Origin of the sequence: Brevibacillus laterosporus LMG 15441 (assembly GCF_000219535.2) — a bacterium.
GTDB classification, from domain to species: domain Bacteria; phylum Bacillota; class Bacilli; order Brevibacillales; family Brevibacillaceae; genus Brevibacillus_B; species Brevibacillus_B halotolerans.
This window is the reverse complement of sequence record NZ_CP007806.1, coordinates 3629942-3655649: the sequence shown is the minus strand read 5'-3', so window position 1 is coordinate 3655649 and position 25708 is coordinate 3629942. Positions and strand designations below refer to the sequence as shown.

The following is a 25708-nucleotide window of genomic DNA, read 5'->3' as shown; positions in this document are numbered from 1 at the left end:
GATGGAGGGATAGTTTTGAACCATCATATACGTGTAGGAAGCACCTATTATCCTTCGCGGCTCTCCACTCCTAAGAAGACGGGAGCTTCGCAACCAGCGACTAAGCCATTTGATCAATGGCTTTCTGATTCCTTAACGGCCCAGCAGAGTCAGAGCTCCTCTCCAAAAGCCCTCTCCTTTAGCCAGCATGCGGTACAGAGGATGCGTGAGAGTGGTATTGAACTGCAACCAGAAGATATGCAGCGGCTGGAGAGTGGGTTTCAAAAGGCGAGGGACAAAGGAGCACGAGAGTCCCTAATCTTGATGGATAATGTCGCCTATGTCGTAAGCATCTCGAATCAAAAGGTAATTACGGCTATGGATGAAAGCCGAATGAAGGAAAATGTATTTACCAATATTGACAGTGCAGTCTTTGTATAAATAGGGCCGGCCCTCATGTAGGAAGCCCACGGGTTGCCAAATGACTGAGGTAATCCATAAATGAAAAAGGGAGGTTTATTGATGATTCGTTCGATGTATTCCGGTGTATCCGGCATGAAGGGTTTTCAAACAAAATTAGATGTAATTGGTAATAATATTGCTAACGTGAATACGGTTGGTTTTAAAAAGAGCCGTGTCATGTTCCAGGATATTTTAAGCCAAAAGGTTGGTAGTGAATCAGGACCATCTGAAACACGAGGTAGTGTTAATCCAAAGCAAATAGGTTTGGGAACCACAGTTGCTGCCATTAACGTTGTTCACTCTGTTGGTAGCCCAATGACCACGAATTTGACATCTGATTTATCTATTGAGGGTGATGGATTCTTCGTGGTTTCGGATGGAGAGAATAAATATCTGACTCGTGCCGGTAACTTTGAACGCGATGTTGAGGGATTTCTTGTTAACCCACAAGGAATGAAGCTACTAGATGAGACTGGACAACCTGTTCAGATTGAGAGAGATAATGTAGTGTCCTATTCAATTGGTTCTGATGGGGTAATCACTACTGTTGGGAACGATCAACAAGTACAAACAGCTGCTACAATAGGTATGGTTACAGTTCCAAATCCAGGGGGATTAGAAAAAGTGGGTGGTTCCCTATTTAAAACGACAGTAGCATCAGGGAACATTGAAATGGAAACGACTACTCCAACAGAGGCAAACTCTAAAATTCTCTCAGGTCAACTTGAAATGTCCAACGTAGACCTAAGTGAAGAGTTCACTGAAATGATTGTTGCACAGCGTGGTTTCCAAGCGAATTCCCGTATTATCACCACTTCCGACACCGTTTTGGAAGAGCTGATTAACCTAAAACGCTAGGTAACAGCTAGTAGTAAGAAATAATCATCCGCATCACAACGATAAGGCAAGAGGAGGAATAACTCCTCCTCTGCCACCTTTGAAAGGAGTCGTTCGATGATTCGCTTGACCCGTTTTAACGGAAACACCTTTTATTTAAACGCGGTTCATATTGAAGTAGTAGAAGCAACACCAGATACGATTATTACCTTAACCACTGGCAAAAAGTATCTGGTCAAAGAGACAGTCGAAGACATCATTCTTCAAATGAAGCAGTTCTATCAGGAATCGTATTTGGCAAAGACGCTTAAACAACCAGGCGAATCTAGCTAATAACGGGAGGCCGCTATGTTTCAAAATAAATTAGTAAATATGGCACTTATTATTCTAATTGCTATCACTCTGTTAGGTGTGGCAGCATTCTTTATGTACATGTACACGTTTGCTCCAGCAAAACAAACGAACGGAGCAGAGGTAGTAAAAGCATTAAATGCAGATGAAATGAAGGAATACTCGGTAGATACCGATGATATTACCACTAACCTCTTAACCAATAACTTCGTGGTAGTACGTTTTAGCATTACAGCAGACGGTAAAGAAGGCAAAGCTGAGCTAGAAAAAAGATTGCCGCAAGTAAAGCAGGTTATTATTAAAAGCTTGGCTGGATTAACTCCAGAGGATCTAAAAGGTACAGAAGGCATTAACAAGCTTGAGGCTAAAGTCCTAAATGATGTGAATTCAATTATGCAAGATGGTAGAATCATTCTTGTTAGCACAACGAACCTAAAAAAGACATAAGAGATGAGAAAAACGATGAGTGGGATGAAACAAAGCGCAAAAGGAGGTGACCGCCATGGCCGAGGTACTTTCACAAGGTGAGATAGACGCGTTATTAGCTGCTCTTTCCTCTGGAGAAATGGATGCTAATGAACTTAAAAAAGAAGATGCCGAGAAAAAAATCAAGGTATATGATTTTAAGCGAGCGCTTCGCTTCTCTAAGGATCAGATCCGCGGACTTACGCGAATTCACGAGAATTATGCCAGACTCTTAACTACCTATTTTTCAGCGCAGCTTCGGACCTTCGTGCAAATTAATGTCGCCTCTGTTGACCAGTTGCCTTACGACGAATTTATCCGATCTATACCGAAGATGACCATCCTAAATATCTTTGAGGCACCGCCTTTAGAAGGTAGAATGGTAATGGAAGTAAATCCAAATATCGCTTATGCGATGTTGGATCGATTATTGGGCGGTCAAGGAATGATCCCAGATAAAATGGGGGCATTGACCGAGATTGAAACGACCGTAATGGAACGCGTCTTCAGCAAGGCGCTAGATAGTTTTCACGAAGCTTGGAAACAAATTATCGAATTAGATCCATATTTGGAAGTTCTGGAAATGAATCCGCAATTTATGCAGATTGTTTCACCTAATGAAATTGTTGCTGTTATTTCCTTTAGCACCAAGATTGGTGATACGACAGGCATGATTAATCTTTGCTTGCCGCACGTGGTATTAGAACCGATCATGCCAAAATTATCAGGGCAATACTGGTTCTCAACACAGCGACGACAACGAGATGAAGCAGAAAGACTGCTTTTAGAAGATCAAGTCAAAACTGCTAAATTGCCGATTTGTGCGGAACTAGGAACAAGCACCATCACCGTACGAGAATTTTTACAACTAACTCAAGGTGATGTCATTCAATTGGACCAAACCATCGATAACAGATTACATATCAAAGTGGGCGATTGCCTGAAATTCTACGGGCAGCCAGGTACATTAAAAGGTAAGGTAGCTGTACAAATCGATGAAGTGATAGAGGAGGGGGAGGAAAACTATGAGTAGAGATATGTTGTCTCAAGATGAGATTGATGCCTTGCTAAAAGCCAACGATAACCTCTCTGAGGAGCCAACACAAGTGGAGAACAGCATCGCCGATGTTGATGAATATCTCTCTCCCTTTGAGCAAGATGCTTTAGGTGAAATCGGTAATATTACGTTTGGCAGTGCAGCAACTGCATTATCTACTCTGCTAAGTCAAAAGGTAGATATTACGACACCAACAGTCTCCATCGTGAAGAGAAGTGAGTTAGTCGATGAATTTCCGCGACCGCATGTTGCGGTGCATGTTGAATATACGGATGGCTTTCAAGGTATCAACATGCTTGTTATTAAGGTAGCAGATGCCTCTGTCATTGCAGATTTAATGATGGGTGGCGATGGCCGAAATAATGCTCTTGAGCTATCAGAAATGCATTTGAGTGCTGTACAGGAAGCAATGAACCAAATGATGGGCTCCGCCGCAACCTCGATGTCGACTATTTTTAATCAATTAGTGAACATTTCTCCTCCTGGGATTGATATGATGGACCTACAGAATGGGCAAGGAGAAGAAGGATTGCCTAGCGGTGAGGAGCTTGTCAAGATTTCCTTCCAAATTAAGGTTGGAGATCAAGGAGAGCTAATTGATTCTAACATTATGCAGCTTTTACCAATTAATTTTGCCAAACAAATGATTAGTCGTTTGATGGGAAGTGAAGGACCGGAGATGGTTGAGACATCAGCAACAGCTTCTATCATGCATGAAGCGTCCATGGATTTTGGAAACCCAGCAGTAGCTCCGCAAGGAACACCTGCAGCACAAGCACCAATGGCAGCATCAGCACCGCAACAGCCAGTTATGGAACAAACACCTGGTATGCCTATGGGCGCGGCTCCGAGTGGTTATGAACAACAACCACCGCATCCGTATCCGCCGCAACCAGCACCATATGGCTATCCGCCAAATCAAGGGTATGCTCCATATCCGTATCCATACCCGCCATATCCGCAGCCATATGCTCAGGCTCCACAACAGGCTGGGGGAGCGATTAACTCACCGGTAGCGGCAGCGAATGTTCAACCAGCACAATTTGCCCCATTCCAAGGGAATAATGCTGCTCAGTCAGATGAGCAGAACCTAGGGCTGCTATTGGATATTCCACTTCAGGTAACTGTAGAGTTGGGTCGTACAAAAAAACTAATTCGCGATATACTAGAGATGTCTGCTGGTTCTATTATTCAGTTAGACAAATTAGCGGGTGAGCCTGTTGATATATTAGTCAACAACAAGCTGATCGCAAAAGGTGAGGTCGTTGTCATTGACGAAAACTTCGGTGTGCGTGTAACCGATATAATTAGTCAATGGGATCGTGTACAGAAGTTACAATAAGCAGATCTTTAAGGAGGAACAGTAGGATGTCTAACAAAGTGTTAATCGTGGATGACGCAGCATTTATGAGAATGATGGTAAAGGAAATCTTGACGAAAAATGGTTTTACGGTTGTTGGGGAAGCAAGTGATGGTGCCCAAGCAGTTGAGAAGTATAAGGAGTTAGGTCCTGACTTAGTAACAATGGATATTACAATGCCAGAGATGGATGGTATCACAGCTTTGAAGGAAATTCGCAAGCTTGATCCTAATGCTCGTGTTATCATGTGTTCCGCAATGGGACAACAATCTATGGTTATCGATGCTATTCAGGCTGGTGCGAAAGACTTTATCGTAAAACCTTTCCAAGCGGATCGAGTAATCGAAGCCATCAAAAAGACGTTGAGCTAAACGATTATGAATGCAATGAACATTCGTAGTTTGTTCGTGGCAATGTTACTAGTTTTTGCTGTAGTAGCGCCTTCACCAACAGTGAGTTATGCGGAGGCAAAACAGACAGAGGGGTCAGCTTTTGACTGGTTACAGCAGGATGCAAAACAGGGAAAACAAGGGACTGGGGGAGAGTTATCTACGGATTCTCCAGTTCCAAAAAGCCCTAGTATTCTTGGATATGTGGTCCAAATCGTCTTTTCATTAGCAGTAGTTGTCGGCCTAATCTATCTGTTATTCAAATGGCTAGGAAAGAGACAAGCTGGCGGTTTTCGAGAAAGTGGCCCATTTCGAACTTTAGGAGGCTTTTCTCTTGGAACAGGTAAGTCCATTCAATTGGTGATGATTGGCGACTCGCTTTATGTGTTAGGCGTGGGGGAAAATATTCAGCTTATCCGGCAGATTCCGCCTGGTGATGAGTTGGATGTTATTTTGGCCGATATCGAGAATAAAACAACTCCTGATTGGTCATGGAATAAGCTTGGTCATTTGTTTCAAGCACAATCTAAGACTACATCCACGCACACTCAACAAACAGATGCCTCTTTTGATCAGCTACTGGACGAACAGTGGCGGGAAGTCTCCCATGCGGAGCAACAAAAGAATCAATGGGAACAGAACCGCCGCAAAGGGGATTAGTCATGAACAGATTTTTGCCACTTCTATTCATATGTGCAACGTTTCTTTGTTTGATGACCTATACACAGGTTGCTGAAGCAAGTACATCAGATGCAGCAGGACTTTTAACCAAAATTCCACAGGTAGAGTTTAAGATCGGCGGGGGAGCAGATACTCCTGAGAAAACAGCTTCTACAATTCAACTGCTGTTAATGTTCACGGTCTTAGCCTTAGCACCCAGCATCTTAATTTTAATGACTTGCTTTACGCGTATTGTAGTGGTGTTGTCGTTTGTACGTACGGCTTTAGCTACTCAACAAATGCCACCTAACCAGGTGATTGTGGGTATGGCGTTGTTCTTAACATTCTTCGTCATGGCGCCTACATTTCAAACCATTAACGATACCGCAGTAAAACCGTTGATGCAGGGGAAAATTACGGAGCAACAAGCGTTGGATAAAGCAGTTATTCCTCTAAAATCGTTTATGCTAAAGCAGACGAGACAAAAGGATTTAGCGTTATTTTTGCAATACTCGAAGTCTGAAAAACCAAAGTCAATAGAAGATGTATCTTTAGTAGCCTTGGTTCCTGCTTTTGCCATCAGCGAATTAAAAACAGCTTTTCAAATCGGTTTTATGTTGTTTATTCCATTTTTGGTTATCGATATGATTGTGGCTAGTATTTTGATGGGGATGGGGATGATGATGCTCCCGCCTGTCATGATTTCACTACCGTTTAAAATCCTGTTGTTTATCATGGTGGACGGCTGGTATCTCGTTGTGAAATCACTCTTTTTAAGCTTCTAGGAGGCCTGATGAAACATGACATCAGATATGATCTTACAAATTGCGCAATCCTCAGTATATACCATATTGATCGTGCTTGCCCCTATTTTGGGAATTGCGCTGTTAGTCGGGCTAATGGTGAGTATTTTTCAGGCAACAACACAAATTCAAGAACAAACGTTGGCGTTCATTCCCAAGATCGTAGCCGTGTTTCTTTCCTTGCTCATTTTTGGTCCATGGATGCTGCGTATTGTCATTGAATTTACAGCAAATATCATGGGTAACCTGTACAGATTTGTGGGGTAGAATATGCAACTGATTGAAACGTTCTTGCCCATGTACCTGCTGGTATTTGTGCGAATTATTTCCTTTGTGGTATCGGCTCCACTATTTACGCAACGCGGTATGCCTAATCAGTTTAAGATTGGCTTCGCTGCTGCTATGGCGTTCATCAGTTTTGCCTATGTACCCATTTTGGATAAAATTCCGCTGGATATCACTTTTGCTGCTTATGTAGTAAAGGAAACGATCGTGGGCTTGTTATTGGGGTTCTTGCTACAGCTCATGTTTTCGGCTGTACGGGTAGCGGGTGGACTCATGGATTTGCAAATGGGTTTAGCTATGGCTAACGTTGTAGATCCGGCTACAGGTGCTTATGTACCAATTTCGGGTCGTTTGAAGGAAATCCTAGCTACCTTATATTTTTTGAGTATTAATGGACATCATTTGATGATTCAGGGCATTCTGAAAAGCTATCAGACCATCCCGATTAGCAAACTCGGAGTCTCGTTTTCTTCTGAAGCATTTGGAGAGTTTATGCTGAAGGCTATTTCGCAGATGTTTTTGAGCGCCTTCATGATGGCAATACCGATTGTTATTGCCTTATTTCTGGTAGACCTCTCTCTTGGTATTGTCGCCAAAACGGTTCCACAATTTAATATTTTTGTGGTAGGTCTTCCATTGAAACTGTTAATTAGCTTTTTAATGCTCATTTTCATCATGCCTGGATTCTTTTTAGTACTTAGTAATTATATTTCCAAGATGTTTCAGGCTATGGCGGAATTGATCTTGATTTTGGGAGGAGCATGATGAGTTATCCACGTTTTTTTGTGACAGTAGACCTGCAATTTTTTAACGGCGAAAAAACAGAAAAAGCAACTCCTCAAAAACGTCAGGATTCTCGCAAAAAAGGGCAGGTTGCCAAAAGTTCAGATTTGGCCCCCGCTTTTATGATCAGCTCCGTATTTTTTCTGTTGATGATCGCTGGCTCTTGGATGTTAGGCATCTTTGAAGGCATTCTACGCGAATCGTTGGGCAGTTATGCGACCTGGGAAGTAAATGCTGAAAATCTTCAGGTGATTACCCTGCAGGTCGTCAAGGAGGCAGCCAAGATTCTGGGTATGGTGTTTGGCGTCTGCATGTTGGTCGCGTTAGTGGTCAACTATTTGCAAGTCGGGGTGCTTTTCTCCTTAGAACCAATTCAATTTAAACTAGAAAAATTAAATCCAATCGAAGGCTTTAAGAAAATTTTTTCGATGCGGACTCTTGTTGAATTGTTTAAGTCTATTTTAAAGATTACAGCAGGAATGATTGTTGTTTACATGATTTTATGGGACATCAAGGATAAGATTCCACGGCTTTCCTTTTCCACAATCGAAGCAGTGCTAGAGTTTACAGGCTGGCAGGTCGTGAAGCTGGGGATTTCAGTCGGAATGCTGTTGGTTATCTTAGGATTCCTTGATTATCTATATCAACGCTACGAATATGAAAAGAATCTACGCATGTCCAAACAAGACATTAAAGATGAACATAAAAAAATGGAGGGTGACCCCCTCATCAAAAGTAAAATTAAAGAACGCCAAAGACAGATGGCCATGCGCCGCATGATGCAGGAAGTTCCTAACGCAGATGTCATTATTACCAACCCGACCCACTTTGCGGTAGCGATTAAGTATGATTCTGCTGAAATGATGGCGCCGACGGTGATTGCTAAAGGTCAGGATTTTTTAGCTTTGAAAATCCGAGAAATCGCCAAAAAGAACCGCGTAGTTACAATGGAGAACAAACCACTTGCGAGGGCATTATACGCAAAGGTAGAGGTTGGTCAAACCATTCCAGAGGAACTGTTCAAAGCGGTAGCAGAGGTATTGGCCTATGTCTATAAACTGCAAGGTAAAGTGAAACGATGAAAGGAGGAGACGAGATGGGTGCAAAACAGTTGGGCATGATCATCTTCGTGTTAAGCATTGTCGTAATGATGGTAATCCCTTTACCATCCGGATTGTTAGATATGCTACTAATTGTTAATATATCGTTGGCCCTGGTTATCCTGCTCGTCTCGATGTATACCAAAGAGGCTCTGGAATTTTCCATCTTTCCTACATTATTGCTATTAACAACACTATTCCGGTTGGCTTTAAACGTTTCAACTACCCGTAACATCTTATCTACAGGTCAGGGTGGTACAGTTATCGAAGCGTTTGGAGATTTCGTAGTAGGTGGTAACGCTGTTATCGGTTTTGTTGTATTCCTAATCTTGATCATCATCCAGTTCATCGTTATCACGAAAGGTTCGGAACGTGTAGCGGAAGTTGCTGCTCGTTTTACATTAGATGCGATGCCAGGGAAGCAAATGAGTATTGATGCAGACCTAAATGCAGGAATGATTAGTGAACAAGATGCGAGACAGCGACGTCGTAAAATTGAACGAGAAGCAGACTTTTACGGCTCCATGGATGGGGCGAGTAAATTCGTAAAAGGGGATGCTATCGCAGGTATCGTTATCTTTATTGTCAATATTATTGGCGGTTTTATTATCGGGGTAGCTATACATAAATTAAGCTTTATGGAAGCTTTAAGTACCTTTACACTACTTTCGATTGGTGATGCCTTAGTAAGCCAGATTCCCGCGCTTCTGATTTCGACAGCAACAGGTATTATTGTAACACGTGCATCTTCGGAAGGCGGTTTAGGGGAAGATATCACAGAACAATTGTTCGCACACCCTAAATTGCTGTATGTGGTTGCTGCAGCGATGCTATTACTCGGATTGTTAACACCAATCAGCTTGCTTCCTACGGCTATCGTAGCAGTCATTTTATGTATTGCGGCAACGAGATTAACCAAACAGCAGAAAAGCGAATTGGCCGAATCCTTTACACAGGAAGAAGAGCAGCAGCTTGAGGAAGTTCGAAGTCCAGAGAGTGTGGTTAATCTTCTACAGGTTGATCCGATTGAGTTTGAATTTGGCTATGGGTTAATTCCGTTAGCGGATACGAAGCAGGGTGGAGATTTACTCGATCGAGTCATTATGATCCGTCGCCAGTGCGCCCTTGAATTAGGACTAGTTGTTCCCGTTATCCGTATTCGGGATAACATTCAACTGAAGCCGAATGAATACATCATCAAAATCAAAGGCAACGTGATTGCAACGGGTGAGATTTTAATGGATCACTATCTGGCAATGAGTCCTGGATTTGAGGATGAATCCGTGGAGGGTATCCCTACGATGGAACCGGCGTTTGGCCTACCAGCTCTTTGGGTTTCTGAGGAAAATAAAGAGATGGCTGAGCTATCTGGCTATACGGTTGTCGATCCGCCATCTGTAGTTGCTACCCATCTAACAGAGATTATTAAACGCCACGCTCATGAATTACTCGGACGTCAGGAGACACGAGCGTTAATTGATAACATACGTGAAACAGCACCAGTGTTAGTAGATGAATTAATCCCATCCTTGCTTTCAATTGGTGACGTTCAGAAGGTTCTACAGAAACTATTAAAAGAAAAAATTTCGATTCGTAATCTTCCAATCATTTTGGAAGCATTGGCTGATCATGCTATGTTCTCTAAGGACCCAGAGGTATTGACTGAATATGTGAGACAGGCATTAGCTAGACAAATTACTTTACAGTTTACACAGCCTGGAGAACCGCTCCGAGTCATTACGGCAGGTCCAAGTTTGGAAAAAACCATCTCCGAGAGTGTTGAGCAATCTGAACAAGGCAGTTACCTAGCTATGGACCCGGATACCTCTCAACGCATCTACCAAAATGTATCTGAGCAAGTAAATCGTATGGTAAATATGGGTCAACAGCCTGTTATTCTATCTTCTCCTATGACTCGCATGTATTTGCGACAATTGATGGAGCGCATGTTGCCTGACATTCCTGTTCTGTCGTACAGTGAATTAGAGCCTCATGTTGAAGTGCAGAGTGTAGGAGTGGTGAATGTATAATGAAAGTCAAACGATACTTGGTTGAATCAATGCCAGAGGCCTTAGAAAAGATTCGTGTCGAACTCGGGAAAGATGCTGTCATTTTAAATACGAAGCAAGTTAAGACAGGCGGCTTCATGGGGCTGTTTAAAAAACAGCAAATCGAAGTGATCGCAGCAGCGGAAACCAAGGAAGAAAAGCAGGCTCCAGCAAAGCCTGCTACTTCCGTTCCTAAACTGGATAGGCAAGAGACTGTGAACTCATTGGTAGGCAAGCAAGGATATCAAGCGCCTAAAAACAATGAGCAACCCTCTGTTGGACAGAGTCCCAAGGTTATCCAAACAGCTTCTCAGCCCAACACAGCTCCTCACGCAAGTCCAAAAGAGGAGCTATTGGTAACTCCAGCACAAAATGGAGATGCCGTGCAGCCAGAGGGGCAACCCAAGTCATTGGCAGGAGCGCTTGCAGCCATCCGTTATCAACAAACAATAAATACCTTTACAGATTCTAATCCACAAGCGAGTACAGGATTACCGAAGTCAACTCCAGTTCAAACTCCGCTAGTGCGGGAGCGAGAGGAAGACACGGGACTTATAGCAACATCAGTAGAGATGACCTCTACTCCTAGCGCAGAAGAGTCTTCGTTGCCAGATCATTCTCAGAGCTTAGCATCCTCTTTATCCATGAATCAGACTGGGACTTCTGTTTCTACAGAAAAAGCGCATCAAGAGAAACGACTTGATCAAGCAACAGGTATGCAAGAATATCGGGATATGATTGGGGAGCTAAAAGATATGAGAGTAATGCTCCACAAGCTCTTGTTTGCTAAACAGGCCAGTGAGCAATTACCTCCATCCCTTACCGAATGGCGAGAGAAGCTTTTACATAATGAAATGCAAGAAAGCACGATTGCTACAATATTGCATGATATTTTACTAGAGCTATCTGATCCATATCATGCTACCCAGGAAGAAGTAGACAGCTTGATGAGACAAAGAATAGCCGAACGAATCGCTAAGCATGTACCTGATGAAGCCAAAACAAAGAATCCTAAAAAATATCTATTCTTTTTTGGACCAACAGGAGTGGGTAAAACCACGACAATTGCCAAGCTGGCAGCCTGGCATATGTTAAAGGAAAAACGAAAGGTAGGGTTTATTACGGCCGATACCTATCGAATTGCAGCAGTAGAGCAGTTAAAGACATACGCCAATATCTTAAATGTACCATTAGAGGTCGTTTTCTCTGCAAATGAAATGGAGAATGCCTTGGACAAAATGCAGGGCTATGATCTGATTTTCATTGACACAGCGGGACGTAACTATCGAAATGATGAATTTGTAAGCAAAATAAAAGAGTATTTACAATGGGAAGAAATGAGCGAGCATTTACTAGTCATGAGTCTAACCTCCAAATTTGCGGACATGCAGGCAATCATGGAGCAGTTTAAGAACGTGCCTATCTCGCAGGTTATTTTAACAAAGGCTGACGAAACACTACATTATGGACCCATCTTGTCGTTACTTGAGCAATTTGATCTTCCTCTTACTTATTTGACTACAGGACAAAATGTTCCTGACGATATTGAAGTCATCACAACGGAGAAACTGACCAAGTTGATCGTGGGGGAAGAGGCATATGCATGATCAAGCTCAAAAGCTGCGAGAACAGTTTCAACGGAAGAAGCAAGCACATGAAGCAAAGATAGAGACGCGCAAAACGCGACTCGTAGCCGTTACTAGCGGAAAGGGTGGCGTTGGTAAATCAAATGTCACGCTTAATTTAGCCCTAGGTCTCATGGAGCAAGGCAAGAAGGTTCTTGTATTTGATGTTGATCTAGGCTTAGCTAATCTTGACGTTTTAATGGGGGTTACTCCTAAGAAACACTTATTTCATCTTCTTGAAGCAGACCATACTGTATGGGACATCATTGAAAAAGGTCCTAAAGGTCTGGAATTCATTGCAGGTGGCTCAGGCTTTAGCGAAATGTCTCGACTCCAAGATTGGGAATTGAGTAAGGTTTTTGATGAATTGGGAAAATTACAAGGTTATGCCGATATTATCCTTTTTGATACAGGGGCTGGACTTAGCAAAGAATCTTTGCAATTTCTAATGGCATCTGATGAAATTTTGCTGGTGACCACACCTGAGCCACCAGCTATCACGGATGCATATGCCATGATGAAGATGGTTCATTTGCAAAAACCTGATGCTAACATCAAGTTAATAATAAATCGTACTTCAACAACACGGGAAGGTCAGCAAACCGCTGATAAGCTGATTACAGTAGCCCAACGTTTTTTGGAATTTCCTATAGGAGTACTTGGAATATTGCCGGACGACCCGTATGTTTCAAAGGCAGTAAAGCAGCAGCACCCCCTTTTACTCGTTTATCCACAGTCTCAGATGGCAAAAGGCATTCGCCAACTGGCTGCAAAATATACTGCCCAGCTCAACCCTTCTTTAACAGATCAGGAAGAGCAAGGTGGATTTAAAGGATTTCTTGCTAAATTAAGAAAGTGGATGTAAACAGATGGTGTAAACGATTGAAGTGACTAGAAGGGAGCGGTAACATGATGAAAATTAAAGTACTAGTGGCAGACGATTCCGCTTTCATGCGCAAGGTCATTTCTGACATTTTGACAAGCGATCCCAACATTGAAGTGGTGGCTCGTGCTCGAAATGGAATGGAATGCTTAGAAAAAGTAAGAGAACTACAGCCAGATGTGGTTACGCTTGATGTGGAAATGCCTATTTTAGATGGACTTGCAACATTAGAGAGGCTGATGGTAGAGCATCCACTGCCTGTTGTCATGTTGAGTAGCTTGACTAAAGAAGGAGCGGATGCCACTTTAAAAGCGCTGGAGTTAGGTGCTTTTGATTTTATTGGCAAACCCTCTGGGCCCATTTCCTTAGACATCCATAAAGTTGGCAAACAGCTTGTCGAACTCGTGAAGGAAGCTGCGGCAGCAAAGGGACGTTTCAGGCAAAAACAAATAGCTCCAATCGCGAAAGCTCCTGTTAAAAAACCACTAACAGAGCCAAAGAAAAAGCTATTTCAAACAGAAAAGATGAATGAGCAAGTCCTTCCTACGAAAGAAAGTATGGGAGTGCAACATACGGAATTGACGGATAAGTCAGGGACGAAGGTTGTGTTCTTAGGAACATCCACAGGGGGACCTCGTGCTTTACAAACTTTATTAACTCAGATACCTGCTTATTTTCCAGCGCCGATATTAATTGTGCAGCATATGCCACCAGGGTTTACGAAAAGTTTGGCCCAACGCCTAGATAGCATGTGCCAAATCTCAGTAAAGGAAGCAACTGACGGAGAAGAAGTGAAGGCAGGTATAGCTTATATCGCACCGGGAGGCTATCATATGGAAGCCATGCAACCATCCGGTGGAAAAATCATCATTAAATTACATCAAGAGGCGCCACGTGGCGGTCACCGTCCGTCCGTTGACGTTTTGTTTGAATCAGCGAGCAAACTTACGCATACAAGGCAGTGGGCGGTCATTTTGACTGGCATGGGAGCTGATGGGACAGCGGGCTTACGACAGATGAAGGAAGCTCATCACGTTGTAGGATTGATAGAAGATCAAAGTAGTTGTGTCGTGTTCGGAATGCCACGTGCAGCCATTCAAGCTGGATTAGCGGATCATATTGTTCCACTGGACCACATGGCAGAGACGTTAGTTCGACTCGTAACATGATGGGGGAGGTTATAGATACATGGATATGAATCAATATCTTGATATGTTTATTGAAGAATCCAAGGAACATTTGCAGGCGATTAACTCCAATCTGTTGACTCTGGAGACCGATCCGCATGACATTGGAATCGTTAATGAAATTTTTCGTTCAGCTCACACCTTAAAGGGAATGGCAGCAACGATGGGTTTTGAAGATTTGGCCAGCTTAACACACGAAATGGAAAACGTGCTTGATTTGATCCGTAATCAGAAGCTAATGATTACAACCGACATCATGGACGTCATTTTCAAAAGTGTAGACATTATGGAAGGCATGGTTCAAAACATCATGGAAGGTGGCGACGGGGCCGCTGATGTTAGCTCATTAGTAGGAGTCCTTCGTTCCATAGTAGCGGGAGATTTTAACGAAGCATCCTCTGAGCCTACCGCTACAATAGCTGAGGATGACGACTCTGATGCTGAAACAAATGATCAGGTCGAAGAAGCCCAAGCTGTAACACGTGACTATCAGCTAGATGATTATGCGATCACAATTATGCGTCAATCGCAGGAAACAGGAAACAATTTATATTGGATTCGTGTTAGCCTGCAAGCAGAATGTGTACTAAAAGCAGCGCGTGCTTATATGGTATTTGACCAACTGGACACACATGGAGAGGTAATCAAGTCAACTCCTTCCGTAGAAGAGATTGAAAATGAAAAATTTGATAGATCCTTTGAGGTTGTTTATATCACTTCAAAATCTTTAGAAGAGATCCATAAAGCAATCAGCAATATCTCTGAGATCGAGGAGGTTTTGATTGAGGAGATTAACTTGGCAGCGGGTGACAAGGAAGTAGCTGCGGCAGCTCCTGCCCAGGAAGTTGCTAAGCCTGAGAAAGAGCAAAAGCCGGCAACCCCAGCAGCTCCTGCGAAAAGACCTGCTGCTAGCAAAACCATCCGTGTAGATATTGAACGTCTAGACATCTTAATGAATTTGTTTAGCGAGCTAGTTATTGATCGCGGACGCTTAGAGCAATTAGCCAGAGAAATCGGTAAAACAGAGCTGCATGAAACAGTGGAACACATGAGCCGGATTAGCGGTGATCTACAAAATATCATCCTAACCATGCGTATGGTTCCAGTAGAGCAGGTATTCAACCGATTCCCTCGGATGGTTCGAGATTTGGCTAAGGAATTAAACAAGAAGGTAAATCTAGAGATTTTTGGGGCTGAAACGGAGCTTGATCGTACTGTAATTGATGAAATTGGCGATCCACTTGTTCATCTATTGCGTAACTCTATCGACCATGGACTAGAATCTCCTGAGAAGCGTAAACAATCTGGTAAGCCAGAGGAGGGTGTGGTTCAGCTAAAAGCGTATCATAGCGGTAACCACGTCTTTATTGAAGTACGTGACGATGGAGCAGGTATTGACAAGGATAAGGTACGTAACAAAGCGATCAGCCGTGGAGTAGTAAGTGCCGCTGTTGCGGAAACGATGACGGATAGACAGATATTTGAACTTTTATTCTCGTCTGGATTTAGTACGGCTGACGTAGTATCTGACATCTCAGGACGCGGTGTAGGTCTTGATGTTGTTAAAACGAAGATTGAATCACTAGGTGGTTCCGTATCAGTTGATTCAGCGCCAAATGAAGGCTCTGTGTTCCGTATTCAGCTACCGCTGACCCTTTCTATTATTTCTGCAATGCTAGTTCAGGTTGAAAATGAGAAGTATGCGGTTCCGTTAAGCTCCATTATTGAGACTGCTGTCTTCAAGAAAAGTGAAATCATGATGGCTCATCGTCAACAAGTGATTGACTTCCGAGGACGTATTGTACCTCTTGTGTCTCTCAAAGAAATTTTCCAAATTCCATCTAATGGAAAAGCTCGTGAAGACGAAGTGGCTGTCGTTATTGTTCGCAAAGGGGAAAAAATGGCTGGCTTAGTTGTTGATTCCTTTATTGGACAACAAGAAATCGTGCTGAAATCGCTAGGCAAGTATCTAGTCAATGTCTTTGCCATTTCCGGAGCAACGATCTTAGGTGATGGACAGGTCGCATTAATTCTCGATTGCAATGCCTTAATTAAGTAGGTAGGAGGTCATGAGTATGTTGGATATGAATGCAGCATCTGAAGAAGTAAAAGTAATTATTTTTCGATTGGTAGACGAAGAGTACGGTGTAGAGGTTCAGCAGGTTAGATCGATTGAGAAACTGGAACATATTACCCGCGTACCTCGCACACCAGAGTTTGTAAAGGGTGTTATCAATTTACGTGGTGTGGTTACACCTATTATTGATTTACGCAGTCGTTTTCAATTGGCCGAAACAGAATGCACAGAAGCTACACGGGTGATTATCGTAGCTGTAGACGAACTAGAAGTTGGACTAATTGTTGATTCTGCAAACGACGTAGTTGATATCCCTGTTAATGCAATCGAACCGCCACCAGCCGTGGTTGGCGGAGTAGAAGCAACCTATTTACGTGGTGTAGCTAAATTAGAAAAACGTCTACTCATCTTATTAAATCTAGATAAAGTGTTGAGTACAGAAGAGATTAAACAATTGGATTCGTTTGAGGTTTAGTCTATGACTCATATTAAGAAATTAGGCGAATTTCAATTAGATGTGCTTCGTGAGGTAGGTAATATTGGGGCTGGTCATGCAACCACGGCACTTTCGCAATTGATTCAAAAAGAAATCGACATGACCGTTCCACAAGTAAAAATCATCTCTTTCCAGGAAATTGCAGATTTCCTGGGTGGAGATGAAGTGGTGGTAATTGCAGTCTTTTTACGTGTAGAAGGCGATTGCCCTGGAAATATGTTTTTTATTATAGATATTCCTTCCGCTAAAAATCTATTGCAGCATCTGCTGGGGATTGTGCCACAAGAAGAGCAGGAAGAGATCTTTAGTGAGATGGAATTATCGGCTTTGCATGAGATCGGCAACATTATGGCTGGTTCTTATCTGTCATCACTGGCTGATTTTACGAAGCTCAATATGCAACCGACTGTACCTGCTCTTGCGATTGATATGGCAGGCGCTCTTTTGAGCTATGGACTTATTGAACTAGGTCGGGCTGGTGATTTTGCTTTAACGATCGACACAGCTTTTATGGAAGGCAACGAAAAAATGCAAGGTCACTTTTTCCTCATCCCAGATCCGGATTCATTTGCAACATTATTCCAAGCATTAGGGGTCCCGTTAGATGGAAATTATTAAAGTTGGAATGGCAGACGCAGGAGTAGCTAGTTCCCCCAACCATATTCGCACGACAGGCTTAGGTTCTTGCGTTGGGGTTGTACTTTATGATCGTAGTACTAAAATTGCGGGGATGGCACATGTCATGTTACCGGATTCAAGCCTAGGGAAAAATACAGAGACCAATCATTTGAAATATGCTGATACAGCAATTCCTGAATTAGTTGAACGAATGAAGAAACTGGGAGCCCAAACCCGTCATATGACGGCTAAGTTAGCTGGAGGCGCCCAAATGTTTACCTTTCTTTCTACCAACGATGCAATGAGAATTGGACCGCGGAATGTGGAGGCGTGCAAAGTAGCTTTAAAACAATTCTCCATTAAGATTATTGCAGAGGATACTGGTGGAAATTGCGGACGAACTATTGAAGTTGATGCGGAAACCGGGGTATTGCAAATCCGGACCGTAAATCAAGGAACTAAGGAAGTATAACCATGAACCAAACCGTGAAAAGAAGTCTTTGGTTAGGATGCATTGCATTTCTACTAACGTTTTTGGCTGCCATTACTGGCAATTTGTTTGTTGTATCGTTTTACCGTGGAGTTTTGGCTTTTCTGGTTATTTTTAGCATCGCCTTTCTTGTTCAGTGGGTATTATCCATTCTTTTTCCAAAAGAAGATCCTATCGAGCTGGAGGATACAGATGGTGACGAGGAAGTAGCAGCAGGGGAAGAGCAGGAAGCTGCTACCGATCAGGAAGAAACGAACGAGTCTTTACATCCAGAAGAAGAGTTTATTCCATTAAAAGTAGAGCGTGCAGAAGCTGAATCTGCAGAGCATGACCCAAAATTAATTGCCCAAACGTTAAGAAGATTTACTGATGAGTAAAAGGCAGGTGATTAAACCATGGCTCGCGTATATAATCAAGAGAAGGTAACAAAAGAATTTGATAAATGGATGGAATGGAAAGAAAACGGGAGTCGAGAAGCGGAATTAGAACTGGTGGAAAAATTCTTGCCGCTAGTAAATAAAGTGGCAATGCGTCTTTCCATTGGTTTACCTAACAACGTGGATAAGGATGATCTCATCAGCTATGGTCGATTCGGGTTGCTTGATGCTTTAAACAAGTTTGATTATAAACGGGGCTTGCAATTTGAAACGTATGCCATGTGGAGAATTCGTGGAGCTATGATTGATGGATTGCGTGAAAATGATTGGATTCCTCGCACGGTACGGGATAAGGCAAAAAAAATCGAAGAAGCATATACATATTTAGAGCAAAATCTGTTACGTTCTCCCACTGAGAAAGAAGTAAGTGTTCATTTGGGAATAACGGAAAAAGAAGTTCAACAGGTGATGTATGATACCTCGCTATCCAGTATGTTGTCGATTGACGAAGCAGTAGGTGATGAAGATGAACAGAAAATTGCTCGTCATGCTTATTTAATAGATGATCTTATGCCAAATCCTGAAAACGTCGCCCAAATGCAGAATTTGAAGGAAGTTTTAACTCAAGCCATTGACAAACTACCAGAGAAAGAGCGCCTCGTTGTTTCACTTTTTTACTTTGAAGAGTTAACTCTATCTGAAATCGCTGAGGTCATGAGCTTATCCCCTTCACGTATTTCCCAGTTGCATTCCAAAGCGATTTTTCGTCTACGCAATACGTTGGCAAAATGGAAATCGCAGTTAATGTAGAAAACTGGTGGCGCCCAAAAGCGCAGAAAAAGGGGGGTTTTTCGTGAATCAAATTACCGATTACGCGGAAATTCATATTTCATCTGACAAGCTTCTTGCTGAAATTACATTAAAAGCAACAAGTGATGTCCCGCTAAAAGAGGAAGACTTGATTCGATTTTGTGAAACAAAAGGTGTGAGATATGGGATAATAGAAAATCATGTGCGTGCTATCTGTTCTGCCCCGTCGCAATATGTTAATACGCCTCTCAGTATTGCTAAAGGAGTGGAACCGATACCGGGTAAAAATGGTAGCATTCGTTATCTATTTCAAGATGAGTCAGCAGAGAAAACTTCCCCCAAAGTGCTTGAAGATGGACGAGTGGACTATTATTCCGTTCTCAATATTGCTAATGTGACACGTGGTCAACTGTTAGCAGAAAAGATTATGGCAACACCGGGAGTACCAGGTAGAACGGTTACAGATGATGTGATCCCACCAAAGCCAGGTAAAGAAGCTTTATTAAAGCCTGGTAAAGGGATTGTGTTAAATGAAGAACGAACATTGGCATACGCTGTAATAGACGGTCAAGTATCGGTGGACAATGACAAGATTCATGTGTTCCCTGTTTATGAAGTCAATGGAGACGTTGATTTTAGTGTAGGTAATATTGATTTTGTTGGAACGGTTGTTATTCGTGGCCATGTGCCAACTGGGTTTACGATAAAAGCCACGGGCGATATTCGCATCTATGGAAGTGTAGAGGGTGCCGAACTGATTGCAGAAGGCTCCATTGATATTAAAAATGGTATTGCTGGTCAGGATAAGGGACATGTTCAAGCAGGTAATAACGTGACGACCTCCTATATTCAAAATGGGAATGTAACTGCCGGCAATAACGTTTTCGTTAAACAAAGCATCATGTTTTCACAGGTAAAGGCTGGGAAGCAGGTGGTTTGCAAAGGAACCAAGGGGATTATTATTGGTGGTGTCGTTCAAGCAGGCGAGAAGATTATCGCACAGGTAGTTGGCAATATGAGCTCTACGCCAACCAGTCTTGAAGTGGGTGCTAAGCCCCAATGCCGCGAAGAAGTCAGCCAAATTAAAAAGAAATTAACCGACCTTTATGATCAGAAGCGCAAGGCAGATCAAGGGCTACAGGTATTGACGCAAATGATGCAAGCCTATGGAGATTTGCCTTCTGACAAGAAGTCGTTACAGATTAAATTGAGCAATACGCAGCTTGTGTTGGATAAAGAAATAAAAACGTTAGAAGAAGAAAAACGACGGCTCGAGGCAGAATTAGACCAAGAGATTCCATCCTATATTGAGGTATCTCAGCTAATTTTCCCAGGAGCAAAACTGGTTTTTGGTAAGCATGTGCGTTTTATTAAACAAGAGTTTAGCCGTACTCGATTCCTAGTTTTGGATGGAGAGATATCTACTTCCACTCTCATTTAGAAAAGGAGAGAGATGCTGATGAGTTTTAAAGCACTCGAATTACAGCATGCTATTCCAAGGACACAAGAGATAGGTAGATGGCAAGAACAACTGCAACAACGGGCTGCAGCGGAGCAACAGCAGATTAAGGAAGAACAGAAGAGGCTAGCTGAAGCCAAACGGAATAAAACGGAGAATGTGCATAAATCAGAACAACAACAGGTTAAAAATAAACAAGAAGAGTCTGCAAAGAAGCATGAGGGAGAACTTGAACAAAGGCGAGAGGGACATGCAGAAGGAGAAATGAAAGCGCAAACCCATCCTTCACCTGACCCAATCCGTGGGCATCATATTGATATTTCTTTGTAACTATTCTAACTAGGTGAAGAAAAATGACTCTATTGTTATATATACTACTTGGAGTTGGCCTAATCGCTATTGTGCTTTCAGGCCTCTCCCTTTGGTTATCTAAAAGAAAACATCACGAGATAGGTTCTGAAGCAATTTCTTCGATGAAGCATTCAGAGCTCACCAGCCTGGATCGCGCTAGCATGGAAACAACGCTTAAACGCTTTGTTCAACAGGTGAAAAGGGAAAATGAAGAGTTAGCTGAGAATTTGCATGCGAACATCGAGCAAATCAGAAATAGCCAGCAGGAATTATTCGCTTCTGCTAAGCAACATACACAAGACAATCTTTCTCTTCAGCAGGAGATGGAAAAATTACATCTTCAATTTAGTGAGTTGCAACAATCCCACGCTTTATTACAAAAGGGAGTAGAGCAATCCCAGATGTTGAGCCAAGCTAGCGCTGACCAGCAACCAGAGATTTCTCAAGACGTGTTGGCATTAAAAGATCGGTATCAGCGAGTGTTTGAATTAGTACAACAAGGGCTTACTACTCCCGAGATAGCTAAAAAGCTTGGAGCCGGACATGGGGAGATTGAATTAATTTTAACGCTTGCCGAGCCGATTGAAAGAGAGGCCTGACATGAGAACGAGAATCGGGTGGATGGGTTTTGGACTAGGGATTGTATTCTCTGCCGTATTTCTTCTAGTCTTCGGACAGAAGGCGATTAGCATAGATGAACTAAAGCAAATCGCTGCTACTCAAGGGTGGGTAGTTCTTTCTAAAGAGGAATATCAGCGTATGCAAACGCAGGTTCCTTCAAAAGATCAGCCACAAGCAACTCCAAATCCGAGTAAAGAAAAACAAAGCGGGCAACCAGCTATCTCTGCTCCAACTGGACAAAAGCAACCAGAGAAGAAGCCTGATACTGCCCCAACAGCAAATACTGAGAAAAAGAAGTTAGCTTCCGAGCATGATAAGGAAGCAACGAAGGCTTCACCGTCGGCGACAGAGAAGCAGAAAATGAATGAGTCCAGTAAAGAGAAAAAGAAGGCGGAACAATCAACCGAGAAATCGGATAAGAAAACGAAAGAAAACGAAAAAGAAAGCAGTAAAACTACGCAGCCTGCTAAAGGCTCATCAGCTCCAACGCAACAACAAGCGAAGGATGTTTCAAAACAGAATCATAGCTCTAAGGAGAACAGTGAGCCATCTACGTCCACTACAGGCGAAAAAGAGCCTGCGAAAAAGCAGGAGCAGTCAGTTGAGCAAACTACGAATAATAAGCCGGGAGCAGAGCAAAAGGATACATCAGGTATAACGCCGCCAGTTCCTCCGACCCCTCCTGAGCCGCCGAAAACTCCTGTAGCTGATTCACTATCTGAACATAAATAAGTGACAGGTAATAGAATGCTTCCTAATAGTTATTTTCTTAAAAAATAAGTTTATTGATGATATGTCGTTCATTTTTTGGATAAAATGGATATCGTTAGGCGAAAATAACAGTAAACCGAAGCAACTTTTCTAACACTATTTATTGCATTTGTTATTTTGATATGATATAGTTTTCTTCGGTGTTAAATACACACGCAGGCTAATTTCGGCAACGGTGCTACCATCTGGTAGTTTTGCTTGAAAAATGCGGTCGGCGGAGGTTGACACAAAAAACCAAACTAGAGGAGGTGTGAAATATGGCGGTAATCTCTATGAAACAACTTCTTGAGGCTGGTGTTCACTTCGGTCACCAAACTCGTCGTTGGAACCCAAAAATGGATCGCTATATCTTCACAGAACGTAACGGAATTTACATCATCGACTTGCAAAAGACGGTGAAAAAAGTAGAAGAGGCATACAACTTCATGCGCGAAGTTGCTGCTAACGAAGGTAAAGTACTTTTCGTTGGTACGAAAAAACAAGCGCAAGAGTCTGTTAAAGAAGAAGCTGAACGCACTGGTCACTACTACATCAACCAACGTTGGTTGGGTGGTACATTGACTAACTTCGAAACTATTCAAAAACGTACTGCTCGTCTTGCTGAACTAAAACGTATGCAAGAAGATGGTACTTTCGATGTTCTTCCTAAAAAAGAAGTTATCGTATTGAACAAAGAAATGGATCGCCTAGAGAAATTCTTGGGCGGTATTGCGCACATGAAAGAATTGCCTGACGCAATGTTCGTAATCGACCCTCGCAAAGAGCGCATCGCTGTTGCGGAAGCTCGTAAATTGGGTATCCCAATCGTAGCGATCGTTGATACTAACTGCGATCCAGACGAAATCGATTATGTGATTCCTGGTAACGATGACGCTATCCGTGCTGTTAAACTATTAACTGGCAAGATGGCTGACGCTCTGTCTGAAGGAAACCAAGGCGGAGAGCAAACAACCACGGCGTAATGAATGAGGGTGGACTGAGGGTTTTCAGAACCCCGTCCACCTTTTTCTACGAATACAATTGTATCTCCCGACGAAGAGTTTCACACATTACATACGTAGGCAATAAGATGCTTGCGGATTAGTTGAAGGAGGATGTAATTCAATGGCAATTACGGCACAGACAGTTAAAGAATTGCGCGAAAGAACAGGCGCAGGTATGATGGACTGCAAACGCGCACTAGAAGAAGTAAATGGTGATATCGAAAAAGCGATTGACCTACTTCGTGAAAAAGGTATCGCAAAAGCTGCGAAAAAGTCCGGACGTATCGCTGCTGAAGGTTTGACTGGATTTGCAATTAACGGAAACTTTGGTTCAGTAGTAGAAGTTAACTGTGAAACAGACTTCGTTGCTAAAAACCCTGAGTTCCAACAACTAGTTAAAGATATCGCTGAACATGTAGTAAACGCTCGCCCTGCTACTGTTGAAGAAGCTTTGACTCAAGCGTTCCAAGGTGGAGAAGATTTGGGTACAACCATCAACGCGAAAATCGCAACAATTGGTGAAAACATCAGCTTCCGTCGCTTTGAAATCCTTGAAAAAGCTGACAACGGCGTTTTCGGTGGATACCTACACATGGGTGGAAAAATCGGTACGTTGGTAGCTTTAAATGATACTGACAATGAAGTTTTGGCAAAAGACATTGCAATGCACGCAGCAGCTTCTAACCCACGTTTCGGCGTGAGAGAAGAAGTTTCTCAAGACGTGATTGACCGTGAGCGTGAAGTGTTGAAAAACCAAGCGTTGTCTGAAGGAAAGCCTGCTAACATCGTAGACAAAATGGTAGAAGGCCGCATGGCAAAATTCTTTGAAGAATATTGCTTAGTAGAGCAACCATTCGTTAAGGATCCAGACAAACGCGTTTCTCAATTGTTGAAAGAAGCAGGAGCTAGCTTCAAAGGCTTTGCTCGCTTCCAAGTTGGGGAAGGTATTGAAAAGAAACAAGAAGATTTTGCTGCTGAAGTAATGGCGCAAGTGAATAAGCAATAAGATGAAAATAGGGAACACCGCTGTGTTCCCTATTTTTAAAGAAAGACAGGAAATAACAGCAATACGAAATGAAAATGGAGGTCTTTTCGCATGCCAGACGCTGCATATAAACGAGTCATACTAAAGCTGAGTGGAGAGGCACTAGCTGGGGAACTAGGGTATGGAATCGACCCAAAAGTTATCGCTTCGATTGCAAATCAAATAAAGGAAATCGTAGAGCTAGGTGTAGAAGTAGCCGTAGTAGTAGGTGGAGGAAACATCTGGAGAGGTCTTTCCGGAAGCTCCAAAGGAATGGATCGCGCAACGGCTGACTACATGGGCATGCTTGCAACTGTTATGAACGCACTTGCGATGCAAGATGGGTTAGAACAGGTCGGCGTACCTACCCGTGTTCAAACTTCTATTGAGATGCGTCAAGTAGCTGAGCCATACATTCGCAGAAAGGCGATTCGTCATTTAGAGAAGGGGCGAGTTGTCATCTTTGCGGCTGGTACAGGTAACCCGTACTTCTCCACCGATACAACAGCAGCATTGCGTGCTGCCGAGATCGAAGCAGAGGTTATCCTGATGGCAAAAAATAAGGTGGACGGTGTGTACACAGCCGATCCAAGTATTGACGAAAGCGCTACAAAATACGATAACCTAACTTTCCTTGAAGTTTTAAACAAAGGCTTAGGCGTCATGGATTCTACCGCTTCCAGTCTTTGCATGGATAATCATATACCACTTATTGTTTTTGCCATAACGGAAGAGGGCAACATTCGTCGGGCCGTCATGGGAGAAAAAATTGGGACTATAGTAAAGGGGGATGCTTAAATGCCACAAAACATTTTAAAGGATATGGAAGATCGCATGAGCAAGGCGATTCAAACATTAAAAAAGGACCTAGCGACATTGCGTGCTGGTCGTGCGACTCCGGCTATGTTGGATAAAATCATGGTAGACTACTATGGAACACCAACACCAATCAATCAATTGGCTAACGTAGTTGCTCCAGAACCACGTATGCTACAAGTTCAGCCTTGGGATAAGAATGCTCTAAAAGATATCGATAAAGCAATCATGCAGTCTGATATCGGACTTACACCAACTAATGATGGTTCCGTAATCCGCATTGCAGTTCCACCACTTACAGAAGAGCGCCGCCGCGACTTAGTAAAAGTTGCGAACAAGAATGGAGAAGATGCAAAAGTAGCAATTCGCAACGTACGTCGCGATGCGAATGATGGTATTAAAAAGTTGGAAAAAGCGGCTTCAATCTCTGAGGATGAATCCCGCGGTCATCAAGAAACGGTTCAAAAAACGACCGATAAGTTTATTGCGGAAGTTGACAAAATCGTAAAAGATAAAGAGAAGGACATTCTCGAGGTATAAC

Annotated in this window: 30 protein-coding genes; all 30 read left to right on the top strand. The window is 42.8% G+C overall.

Annotated elements, in window-relative coordinates:
- Window positions 1-15 precede the first annotated feature (15 nt).
- Window positions 16-420, top strand: coding sequence for a TIGR02530 family flagellar biosynthesis protein (locus BRLA_RS15925; RefSeq protein WP_003336915.1), 405 nt, complete (start codon window positions 16-18; stop codon window positions 418-420).
- A gap of 81 nt (window positions 421-501) precedes the next feature.
- Window positions 502-1299, top strand: a complete 798-nt coding sequence (gene flgG / locus BRLA_RS15920) for a flagellar basal body rod protein FlgG (RefSeq protein ID WP_041752296.1) — start codon at window positions 502-504, stop codon at window positions 1297-1299.
- A gap of 96 nt (window positions 1300-1395) precedes the next feature.
- Window positions 1396-1611, top strand: coding sequence for a flagellar FlbD family protein (locus tag BRLA_RS15915; RefSeq protein ID WP_003336917.1), 216 nt, complete (start codon window positions 1396-1398; stop codon window positions 1609-1611).
- A gap of 15 nt (window positions 1612-1626) precedes the next feature.
- Complete coding sequence (locus BRLA_RS15910; protein WP_003336918.1) at window positions 1627-2076, top strand: flagellar basal body-associated FliL family protein; 450 nt, start codon at window positions 1627-1629, stop codon at window positions 2074-2076.
- Between the two features lie 55 nt (window positions 2077-2131).
- Window positions 2132-3127 carry a flagellar motor switch protein FliM gene (gene fliM / locus BRLA_RS15905; RefSeq protein WP_003336919.1) on the top strand — a complete coding sequence of 332 codons (996 nt, stop codon included), beginning with the start codon at window positions 2132-2134 and terminating at the stop codon, window positions 3125-3127.
- Complete coding sequence (fliY, locus tag BRLA_RS15900; protein WP_003336920.1) at window positions 3120-4493, top strand: flagellar motor switch phosphatase FliY; 1374 nt, start codon at window positions 3120-3122, stop codon at window positions 4491-4493. Before fliM ends, fliY begins: the two co-directional genes overlap by 8 nt.
- 26 nt (window positions 4494-4519) lie before the next feature.
- The gene (locus BRLA_RS15895) at window positions 4520-4882 is read left to right on the top strand and encodes a response regulator (protein WP_003336921.1); all 363 of its coding nucleotides are present in this window, start codon (window positions 4520-4522) and stop codon (window positions 4880-4882) included.
- Window positions 4883-4888: 6 nt separating this feature from the next.
- Window positions 4889-5560 carry a flagellar biosynthetic protein FliO gene (locus tag BRLA_RS15890; protein WP_003336922.1) on the top strand — a complete coding sequence of 224 codons (672 nt, stop codon included), beginning with the start codon at window positions 4889-4891 and terminating at the stop codon, window positions 5558-5560.
- 2 nt (window positions 5561-5562) lie between these two features.
- A complete protein-coding gene (gene fliP, locus BRLA_RS15885) occupies window positions 5563-6345 on the top strand; it encodes a flagellar type III secretion system pore protein FliP (protein ID WP_003336923.1) in 783 nt (260 codons plus the stop codon).
- 15 nt (window positions 6346-6360) lie between these two features.
- Window positions 6361-6630 (top strand): flagellar biosynthesis protein FliQ, encoded by a 270-nt coding sequence (gene fliQ, locus BRLA_RS15880; RefSeq protein WP_003336924.1) that lies wholly within the window; start codon window positions 6361-6363, stop codon window positions 6628-6630.
- A gap of 3 nt (window positions 6631-6633) precedes the next feature.
- Window positions 6634-7413, top strand: a complete 780-nt coding sequence (gene fliR / locus BRLA_RS15875; protein WP_003336925.1) for a flagellar biosynthetic protein FliR — start codon at window positions 6634-6636, stop codon at window positions 7411-7413.
- Complete coding sequence (flhB, locus tag BRLA_RS15870) at window positions 7413-8513, top strand: flagellar biosynthesis protein FlhB (protein ID WP_003336926.1); 1101 nt, start codon at window positions 7413-7415, stop codon at window positions 8511-8513. The genes fliR and flhB overlap by 1 nt, the downstream gene beginning before the upstream one ends.
- A gap of 14 nt (window positions 8514-8527) precedes the next feature.
- Complete coding sequence (gene flhA / locus BRLA_RS15865) at window positions 8528-10561, top strand: flagellar biosynthesis protein FlhA (protein ID WP_022584401.1); 2034 nt, start codon at window positions 8528-8530, stop codon at window positions 10559-10561.
- On the top strand, window positions 10561-12186 hold the full coding sequence (gene flhF, locus BRLA_RS15860; protein ID WP_003336929.1) for a flagellar biosynthesis GTPase FlhF: 1626 nt from the start codon (window positions 10561-10563) through the stop codon (window positions 12184-12186). Before flhA ends, flhF begins: the two co-directional genes overlap by 1 nt.
- The gene (locus BRLA_RS15855) at window positions 12179-13069 is read left to right on the top strand and encodes a MinD/ParA family protein (protein WP_003336930.1); all 891 of its coding nucleotides are present in this window, start codon (window positions 12179-12181) and stop codon (window positions 13067-13069) included. Before flhF ends, BRLA_RS15855 begins: the two co-directional genes overlap by 8 nt.
- A 44-nt stretch (window positions 13070-13113) precedes the next feature.
- Window positions 13114-14256 (top strand): protein-glutamate methylesterase/protein-glutamine glutaminase, encoded by a 1143-nt coding sequence (locus BRLA_RS15850; RefSeq protein ID WP_003336931.1) that lies wholly within the window; start codon window positions 13114-13116, stop codon window positions 14254-14256.
- 19 nt (window positions 14257-14275) lie between these two features.
- Window positions 14276-16333 carry a chemotaxis protein CheA gene (locus BRLA_RS15845; protein WP_003336932.1) on the top strand — a complete coding sequence of 686 codons (2058 nt, stop codon included), beginning with the start codon at window positions 14276-14278 and terminating at the stop codon, window positions 16331-16333.
- Between the two features lie 16 nt (window positions 16334-16349).
- Window positions 16350-16826, top strand: a complete 477-nt coding sequence (locus tag BRLA_RS15840; RefSeq protein WP_003336933.1) for a chemotaxis protein CheW — start codon at window positions 16350-16352, stop codon at window positions 16824-16826.
- A gap of 3 nt (window positions 16827-16829) precedes the next feature.
- Complete coding sequence (locus tag BRLA_RS15835) at window positions 16830-17465, top strand: chemotaxis protein CheC (protein ID WP_003336934.1); 636 nt, start codon at window positions 16830-16832, stop codon at window positions 17463-17465.
- Entirely contained in the window at window positions 17452-17937 is a 486-nt protein-coding gene (locus BRLA_RS15830; RefSeq protein ID WP_003336935.1) for a chemotaxis protein CheD, read from the top strand. The genes BRLA_RS15835 and BRLA_RS15830 overlap by 14 nt, the downstream gene beginning before the upstream one ends.
- A 2-nt stretch (window positions 17938-17939) precedes the next feature.
- Window positions 17940-18332 carry a hypothetical protein gene (locus BRLA_RS15825; protein WP_003336936.1) on the top strand — a complete coding sequence of 131 codons (393 nt, stop codon included), beginning with the start codon at window positions 17940-17942 and terminating at the stop codon, window positions 18330-18332.
- Between the two features lie 18 nt (window positions 18333-18350).
- Window positions 18351-19142 carry a FliA/WhiG family RNA polymerase sigma factor gene (locus BRLA_RS15820; protein WP_003336937.1) on the top strand — a complete coding sequence of 264 codons (792 nt, stop codon included), beginning with the start codon at window positions 18351-18353 and terminating at the stop codon, window positions 19140-19142.
- Window positions 19143-19185: 43 nt separating this feature from the next.
- Window positions 19186-20583, top strand: coding sequence for a flagellar assembly protein A (locus BRLA_RS15815; RefSeq protein ID WP_003336938.1), 1398 nt, complete (start codon window positions 19186-19188; stop codon window positions 20581-20583).
- 18 nt (window positions 20584-20601) lie between these two features.
- A complete protein-coding gene (locus BRLA_RS15810) occupies window positions 20602-20931 on the top strand; it encodes a hypothetical protein (protein WP_236867844.1) in 330 nt (109 codons plus the stop codon).
- 23 nt (window positions 20932-20954) lie between these two features.
- Window positions 20955-21551, top strand: coding sequence for a DUF6115 domain-containing protein (locus BRLA_RS15805; RefSeq protein ID WP_003336941.1), 597 nt, complete (start codon window positions 20955-20957; stop codon window positions 21549-21551).
- 1 nt (window position 21552) lies between these two features.
- Window positions 21553-22305 carry a hypothetical protein gene (locus BRLA_RS15800; RefSeq protein WP_003336942.1) on the top strand — a complete coding sequence of 251 codons (753 nt, stop codon included), beginning with the start codon at window positions 21553-21555 and terminating at the stop codon, window positions 22303-22305.
- Between the two features lie 296 nt (window positions 22306-22601).
- Complete coding sequence (gene rpsB / locus BRLA_RS15795; protein WP_003336943.1) at window positions 22602-23306, top strand: 30S ribosomal protein S2; 705 nt, start codon at window positions 22602-22604, stop codon at window positions 23304-23306.
- A 142-nt stretch (window positions 23307-23448) separates the two neighbouring features.
- A complete protein-coding gene (gene tsf / locus BRLA_RS15790) occupies window positions 23449-24333 on the top strand; it encodes a translation elongation factor Ts (RefSeq protein WP_003336944.1) in 885 nt (294 codons plus the stop codon).
- A gap of 90 nt (window positions 24334-24423) precedes the next feature.
- Complete coding sequence (gene pyrH, locus BRLA_RS15785) at window positions 24424-25149, top strand: UMP kinase (protein ID WP_003336945.1); 726 nt, start codon at window positions 24424-24426, stop codon at window positions 25147-25149.
- Window positions 25150-25707 (top strand): ribosome recycling factor, encoded by a 558-nt coding sequence (frr, locus tag BRLA_RS15780; RefSeq protein ID WP_003336946.1) that lies wholly within the window; start codon window positions 25150-25152, stop codon window positions 25705-25707.
- Window position 25708: the final 1 nt, after the last annotated feature.

Coding starts and splice junctions, on each gene's coding strand:
- flhF (WP_003336929.1), top strand. CDS start 10,561: ATGAAAGTCAAACGATACTTGGTTGAATCAATGCCAGAGGCCTTAGAA.
- BRLA_RS15820 (WP_003336937.1), top strand. CDS start 18,351: ATGGCTCGCGTATATAATCAAGAGAAGGTAACAAAAGAATTTGATAAA.
- flgG (WP_041752296.1), top strand. CDS start 502: ATGATTCGTTCGATGTATTCCGGTGTATCCGGCATGAAGGGTTTTCAA.
- fliP (WP_003336923.1), top strand. CDS start 5,563: ATGAACAGATTTTTGCCACTTCTATTCATATGTGCAACGTTTCTTTGT.
- BRLA_RS15840 (WP_003336933.1), top strand. CDS start 16,350: ATGTTGGATATGAATGCAGCATCTGAAGAAGTAAAAGTAATTATTTTT.
- BRLA_RS15850 (WP_003336931.1), top strand. CDS start 13,114: ATGATGAAAATTAAAGTACTAGTGGCAGACGATTCCGCTTTCATGCGC.
- fliQ (WP_003336924.1), top strand. CDS start 6,361: ATGACATCAGATATGATCTTACAAATTGCGCAATCCTCAGTATATACC.
- flhB (WP_003336926.1), top strand. CDS start 7,413: ATGAGTTATCCACGTTTTTTTGTGACAGTAGACCTGCAATTTTTTAAC.
- BRLA_RS15825 (WP_003336936.1), top strand. CDS start 17,940: ATGAACCAAACCGTGAAAAGAAGTCTTTGGTTAGGATGCATTGCATTT.
- BRLA_RS15805 (WP_003336941.1), top strand. CDS start 20,955: ATGACTCTATTGTTATATATACTACTTGGAGTTGGCCTAATCGCTATT.
- BRLA_RS15890 (WP_003336922.1), top strand. CDS start 4,889: ATGAATGCAATGAACATTCGTAGTTTGTTCGTGGCAATGTTACTAGTT.
- rpsB (WP_003336943.1), top strand. CDS start 22,602: ATGGCGGTAATCTCTATGAAACAACTTCTTGAGGCTGGTGTTCACTTC.
- frr (WP_003336946.1), top strand. CDS start 25,150: ATGCCACAAAACATTTTAAAGGATATGGAAGATCGCATGAGCAAGGCG.
- BRLA_RS15810 (WP_236867844.1), top strand. CDS start 20,602: ATGAGTTTTAAAGCACTCGAATTACAGCATGCTATTCCAAGGACACAA.
- BRLA_RS15910 (WP_003336918.1), top strand. CDS start 1,627: ATGTTTCAAAATAAATTAGTAAATATGGCACTTATTATTCTAATTGCT.
- BRLA_RS15845 (WP_003336932.1), top strand. CDS start 14,276: ATGGATATGAATCAATATCTTGATATGTTTATTGAAGAATCCAAGGAA.
- BRLA_RS15835 (WP_003336934.1), top strand. CDS start 16,830: ATGACTCATATTAAGAAATTAGGCGAATTTCAATTAGATGTGCTTCGT.
- pyrH (WP_003336945.1), top strand. CDS start 24,424: ATGCCAGACGCTGCATATAAACGAGTCATACTAAAGCTGAGTGGAGAG.
- BRLA_RS15915 (WP_003336917.1), top strand. CDS start 1,396: ATGATTCGCTTGACCCGTTTTAACGGAAACACCTTTTATTTAAACGCG.
- BRLA_RS15895 (WP_003336921.1), top strand. CDS start 4,520: ATGTCTAACAAAGTGTTAATCGTGGATGACGCAGCATTTATGAGAATG.
- tsf (WP_003336944.1), top strand. CDS start 23,449: ATGGCAATTACGGCACAGACAGTTAAAGAATTGCGCGAAAGAACAGGC.
- BRLA_RS15830 (WP_003336935.1), top strand. CDS start 17,452: ATGGAAATTATTAAAGTTGGAATGGCAGACGCAGGAGTAGCTAGTTCC.
- BRLA_RS15800 (WP_003336942.1), top strand. CDS start 21,553: ATGAGAACGAGAATCGGGTGGATGGGTTTTGGACTAGGGATTGTATTC.
- fliY (WP_003336920.1), top strand. CDS start 3,120: ATGAGTAGAGATATGTTGTCTCAAGATGAGATTGATGCCTTGCTAAAA.
- flhA (WP_022584401.1), top strand. CDS start 8,528: ATGGGTGCAAAACAGTTGGGCATGATCATCTTCGTGTTAAGCATTGTC.
- BRLA_RS15855 (WP_003336930.1), top strand. CDS start 12,179: ATGCATGATCAAGCTCAAAAGCTGCGAGAACAGTTTCAACGGAAGAAG.
- fliR (WP_003336925.1), top strand. CDS start 6,634: ATGCAACTGATTGAAACGTTCTTGCCCATGTACCTGCTGGTATTTGTG.
- fliM (WP_003336919.1), top strand. CDS start 2,132: ATGGCCGAGGTACTTTCACAAGGTGAGATAGACGCGTTATTAGCTGCT.